This is a genomic window from Streptomyces glaucescens (assembly GCF_002154375.1).
In the GTDB taxonomy this organism is placed as follows: domain Bacteria; phylum Actinomycetota; class Actinomycetes; order Streptomycetales; family Streptomycetaceae; genus Streptomyces; species Streptomyces glaucescens.
The window spans coordinates 1-4527 of record NZ_MUND01000558.1 but is presented as its reverse complement, the minus strand read 5'-3'; the positions used below and the strand labels follow the sequence as shown (position 1 = coordinate 4527).

Annotated in this window: 3 protein-coding genes; all 3 read left to right on the top strand. The window is 74.6% G+C overall.

The features are described from left to right. Window positions 1-189 precede the first annotated feature (189 nt). Window positions 190-1185 (top strand): hypothetical protein, encoded by a 996-nt coding sequence (locus CCN42_RS44970; RefSeq protein WP_245877558.1) that lies wholly within the window; start codon window positions 190-192, stop codon window positions 1183-1185. Continuing rightward, window positions 1182-3395 (top strand): hypothetical protein, encoded by a 2214-nt coding sequence (locus CCN42_RS31685; protein ID WP_086740759.1) that lies wholly within the window; start codon window positions 1182-1184, stop codon window positions 3393-3395. Before CCN42_RS44970 ends, CCN42_RS31685 begins: the two co-directional genes overlap by 4 nt. A 48-nt stretch (window positions 3396-3443) precedes the next feature. Then, window positions 3444-4527, top strand: a 1084-nt coding sequence (locus CCN42_RS31680) for a hypothetical protein (RefSeq protein WP_107427673.1), incomplete at its 3' end; no start/stop codon positions are given.

Genomic DNA, 4527 nt, shown 5'->3' with positions numbered 1-4527 from the left:
CGGCCCGCGCCCCCGGCATCCCCTCGCCGCCGGGGCCGCGGGAGGAGTGACGCACGCGTCCCGGTGGGCCTTCTGTACACACGGTTCTGTGCACACGGTCACAGTCCGAGTGCGTCATCCGCCCTCACCACCCGGGCCCCGGGACCACCACGCTTGCGCTGTCCGCCACCCCCCGTTCGAGAGGCGACCATGAGCGACCCCGTGAGCCGCACGATCCTGTTGCTGGACATCGAGAGGTTCAGCGACCGGGACGACGTGGAGCAGGCTTATCTGCGGCGCATGCTCTACGACATCACCGACCGCGCGCTGCAGAGCGCCGGCATCGACGAGACCCGGCGGCTGCGGGCCGACCGCGGCGACTCGGTGATGGAGCTCATCGACGCCAACGCCCCGGTCACCGCGTTGCTGCGGGCCCTGCTCAGCGAGGTGCCGGCGCAACTGCGGGCCGTCAACCGCATGGCGTCCCGGTCCGCCCAGATCCGGCTGCGCGGCGTCGTCGCCACCGGCTGGGTCGCCGTCGACGGACGGGACGGCTGGGTCGGCTCCGACCTCAACCACGCCTGCCGCCTGCTGGACGCGGACGTGCTGCGGGCCGCGCTGCGCGAGCGCGCCGACGACTTCGCGCTGTGCGTCTCGGACGCCCTGTACGCCGGTGTCGTACGGCACGACCACCCGGGCATCCCGGCCGACGGCTTCCACCGCGTGACCGTGCCCAGCAAGAACGGCCCGCTGACGGCCTGGCTGCACGGCCCGCTGCCCGCCGGGGCGGCCGGCACGAACCATGGTGAGAAGGGGGAGGGGGACGCGCCGGGCGGATCGGGGGACCGCCCGGCGCACCCCGGCTCCGCCCCCGCCGAGCGGAACGGTTCCCGCCGCTCCGCCGCCGGTGACGGGTCCCCCGCGCCGGACGGTCCGCCCGCGAGCGGCCCGGCGCCGGCCGGAGACCGGGGAGCCCCGGCGCCGGGCCCCGTACTGCACGTCAGCGGCGGCTCGGTCAGCTTCGGCGGCGGCTATGTCGCGGGCGACCAGCACGGCGTGTCCGGCGGCCGGGTCACCGGCGACGTCGTCATGGGCGGCAAGCACGTCGCCACGGGCGGCAGGCAGGCCGCCACCGGTGGCAAGCACGTCGTCACCGGCGGCAAGACGGAGCAGGGCGGCAAGACGGAGCAGGAGGAGCGGCCGTGACCGGGCAGGAGCCGGGGGCGCAGGGAGCGGCGGCGCCCGGCGCCGGGCCCGCCCCGGAGCAGGACGACCCGGCCGCGGACGAGTCCGGCCCGGACGGCGCGGCCGAGGAGGCCGAGGAGCGGGACCAGCCGCAGAACGCCTGGTCGGCCCGGCGTGACCTGATCGACCACAGCCCGCGCACCATGAACGTCGGCGCCCGCACCCGCTTCAGCGGCGGCTACGTCGCGGGCGACCAGCACGGCGTGTCCGGCGGCCGGGTCACCGGCGACGTCATCATGGGCAGCAAGACGGAGATCCACCACTGGTCGTTCTCCGGTCTCTCCACGGCCGCCTCCGCCTCCGGCGAGATCCCCCGCGCCACGCTGGAACGGCTCGCCGCGTCCTTCGTCGCCGCCGAGGAGACCGTCGGGGACCTGCTGGACCGGCTGCGCCGCGAACGCGTCCTGGTGCTGTCCGGCGCCCGCTTCACCGGCCGTCGCACGGCCGCGCTGATGCTGCTGCACCGGCTCGGCGCGTCCCCCGTGCACCTGCTGGACCGGGACACCTCCCCCGGCGCGCTGGCCGAGCGGTGCACCGCGTCGGCCGAGGACGGCGGGCAGGGCGTGCGCGGGTACGTCCTGTGCGACCTGACGACCCGCCGCGGCAACCCGCTGCGCGAACCGCACCTGCTCGCCGTCCGCGACCGGCTCGCCGAGCAGGGCGCCTATCTGGTGATCACCGTCGGTCCCACCGCCGCCCTGGAGGACGTGCCCGCCGCCGGCTGGCGACCGCCCGCGGCCGAGGAGGTGCTGGCCGCGCATCTGCGCGCCCGTACCGACGAGGCGACGGCCGCCCGCCTGCTCGGCCTGCCGGACGTCAAGGAGTTCCTGGGCCGCGGCCACCAGCTGCGCGAGACCGCCGCGTTCGCCCAGCTGCTCGCCCGGTACGCGGCCGAGGAGGTCACCGAGCGGGCCGTCGCCGGCTTCTCCCTGGCCTCGCTGGAGAACCAGGTCCAGGAGTGGTTCGAGGAGGACGAGAGCGCCGTCCCTCTGCGGGACAAGGCGTTCCTCGTCGCCCTCGCCGCCTTCGACGGCGGCCCGTACGCGCTCACCGCCGAACTCAGCGACCTGCTCTACCGCTTCCTCCAGAAGACCGACAACCCGGCCCGCGTCCCCGAGGTGCCCGTCTTCGGCACCCATGTGGGCAAGCGCCTGCAACTGGCCCGCGCACGGCTGTACGAGGACGACCAGCACACCGAGTGGGGGCCCGTGACGCAGACGATGGCCGCGTTCACCGACGACCGGGTCTCGCTGGTGCTGCTGCGGGAGGTGTGGACGGGCCACCCGTCGGCCCGGCCCGCGCTCATCGCATGGCTGCGCCGGCTCGCCGACGACGGCCGGCCCCTGGTCCGCACCCGGGCCGCGTCCACCGTCGCCGTCCTCGCCCGCGCCGACCTGCCGTCCGCGATGGCGCTGGTCATCGAGCCGTGGGCGACCTCGAACCGGTTCCGGCACCGGCTCGTCGCGGTCAACTCGCTCACCCTCGCCCACTTCAGCGACACACCCAACATCCCGCGCATCCTCGACGCCTGGTCCGGGAGCGAGGACCGGCGGTTGCGCTGGGTGGCCGTCCGCGCCTACGCGCTGATCGGACCGGAGCGGCCGGAACAGGCCCTCGCCGCGCTGCGCCAGGCCGCCCGCCGCCTGTACGCGGAGCCGGACGGCCCCGACGACTTCGACCGGGAGATGGCGGCGGAGCTGGCCGAGGCCGTGGAGCTGCTGCTGCTGTCGCCCGCCGCCGCCGAGGTGCTGGCCGGGCTGCTCGGGCACCTCGACGACGACCGGGCGGTGCGTGACCTGGCCCTGGGCGGCTTCATCAACGCCTGCCGGCGCACCGAGGGCGACGAGCGGTACGGCCTGCCGCTCGTCCTCGGCTGGTACGCCCGGGCCACGGCCGACGACGAGACGGCCGCGCAGGGCATCGCCCGCCTGTGGCGCCGGGCGCTCGGCGACCCGCACGCCACCCGGCCGGCCCTGGACCTCCTGCGCGAGTGGGTGCTCATCGCCGACCGTTCCACGGCCACCGAATGGGCCCTCGCCGCGCTCCTGCCGAAGCTCGTCACCAGCGAACCCGAGTACCAGCGGCTGAGCCATCTGCTGCGCACCATGCCCGGCGAGGACGGCAACCCGCCGCCGCCGGTCGCCGCCCGCCTGCTCACCGCCTTCGGCTGACCCCGGCCCCCGGCACGTCCCGAGTACGTCCCCGAGGAGACACGCACCATGCCCACCTTCCACCGCCAGCCGGAGTGGCAGCAGCCGGCGGACCGGCACACCCGGCTGATCGACCCGGTGCTCACCGTGCGGCAGCTGTCGCGCTTCGACCTGTCGCTGAAGCACGTGGTCCGCATCGACCACGCCCTGGTCTTCGCCACTCCCAAGGGCGGGTACGAGACGTTCCTGCCGCCCAGGCGGCCCACCCGCGGCGAGATCATGGCCAGCCGCTACACCGCCGTCTACGAGGTGGACATGGGCGTCCACCCCTTCACGGACACCTTCACGCTGCCGAGTGACAACGACGCGTTCGAGTTCACCGCCGAGGTGGACGTCTCCTGGCAGGTGGTCGACCCGGGGCGGTTCGTGGCGAGCGGGATCCGGGACGTGCCCGGGCTGCTCCTCGGCGAACTCCAGCAGACGGCCCGGCCGGTGACCCGCCGTTTCACCATCGCCGACAGCGCGGCGGCCGAGACGGAACTGCTGAAGGCGGCGCAGCTCGTCGGCCCGCTCGGCGCCCCCGCGGGCCTCCAGGTCACCTGGACGCTGCGGCTGCGGCGTGACCAGGCGAACATCGACCACCAGCAGCGGCTCCAGGCCATCGACCACTCCGCGGAGGAGCAGGTCCGCACGGCGCGGCAGGGCATGCGGGTCGACGTGGAGGTGGACCACCGGCACCGGCAGCAGGACGAACTCCAGCTCGGCCGGGCCATGGACTACGGCCGGCAGCAGCAGGAACTCCTCCTCCAGCAGCAGCGCTGGCAGCACGAGCAGGCGCTCCTCCAGGGGCAGCACCAGCTGGAACTGCAGCGCATCGAGGCGCAGAAGATCCAGTTCTACCAGTGGCACCTCTCGCAGGGCGGCGTGCAGTCGTGGGCACTGCACCTCGCCCAGCACCCCGAGGACTCCCGGCTCGTCATGAGCAGCATGCGCGAGGACCAGCTCCGCATGATCCAGGCGCAGATGGACCTGGTGAAGGAGCTGCTCGGCGGGGAGGGCGCGGAGAAGTTCGAGCTGGAGGGCCCCAAGCAGCTCGCCCTGCGCACGGTCAGCGACATCCTCAACCAGCGCCTGCCCGGCGTACCCCAGAACC

What these genes read in the sequence shown, in the direction of transcription:
- CCN42_RS44970 (WP_245877558.1), top strand. Translation starts at nt 190, where the DNA reads ATGAGCGACCCCGTGAGCCGCACGATCCTGTTGCTGGACATCGAGAGG.